Here is a 545-nt window from a genome sequence, read left to right on the forward strand (position 1 = left end):
GATGGGCTATAGCCAAGCGGTAAGGCAACGGACTTTGACTCCGTCATGCGCTGGTTCGAATCCAGCTAGCCCAGCCATTTAAGAGCCATTAGCTCAGTTGGTAGAGCATCTGACTTTTAATCAGAGGGTCGAAGGTTCGAGTCCTTCATGGCTCACCATTTTTAAAATGAAATATGCGGGTGTGGCGGAATTGGCAGACGCACCAGACTTAGGATCTGGCGCCTTTGGCGTGGGGGTTCGACTCCCTTCACCCGCACTTTTAATTGAATAAGTCATATATGTCTTGCGGAAGTAGTTCAGTGGTAGAATACAACCTTGCCAAGGTTGGGGTCGCGGGTTCGAATCCCGTCTTCCGCTCCAATTTTCAATATGACATGCCGGGGTGGCGGAACAGGCAGACGCACAGGACTTAAAATCCTGCGGTGGGTGACCACCGTGCGGGTTCGACCCCCGCCCTCGGCACCATATGCGCCCGTAGCTCAATTGGATAGAGCGTTTGACTACGGATCAAAAGGTTAGGGGTTCGAGTCCTCTCGGGCGCGCTT

The 545-nt window shown here is 53.0% G+C and carries 6 tRNA genes; all 6 read left to right on the forward strand.

The features are described from left to right. Positions 1-2: 2 nt before the first annotated feature. The 6 genes from ACFQZ1_RS08805 (at position 3) to ACFQZ1_RS08830 (ending at position 542) form a co-directional block, all read left to right on the forward strand. Positions 3-77 (forward strand) — tRNA-Gln (locus ACFQZ1_RS08805). Between the two features lie 5 nt (positions 78-82). Next, positions 83-158, forward strand: a tRNA-Lys gene (locus tag ACFQZ1_RS08810). Between the two features lie 17 nt (positions 159-175). Then, positions 176-256, forward strand: a tRNA-Leu gene (locus tag ACFQZ1_RS08815). Positions 257-285: 29 nt separating this feature from the next. Beyond that, positions 286-360: transfer RNA gene (locus ACFQZ1_RS08820), tRNA-Gly, on the forward strand. A 16-nt stretch (positions 361-376) separates the two neighbouring features. Beyond that, positions 377-465 (forward strand) — tRNA-Leu (locus tag ACFQZ1_RS08825). A gap of 3 nt (positions 466-468) precedes the next feature. Then, positions 469-542: transfer RNA gene (locus ACFQZ1_RS08830), tRNA-Arg, on the forward strand. The last annotated feature ends 3 nt before the right edge of the window (positions 543-545 follow it).

The sequence above is a fragment of the Bacillus sp. CGMCC 1.60114 genome (assembly GCF_042676365.1).
Lineage (GTDB): Bacteria > Bacillota > Bacilli > Bacillales > Bacillaceae_G > Bacillus_A > Bacillus_A rhizoplanae_A.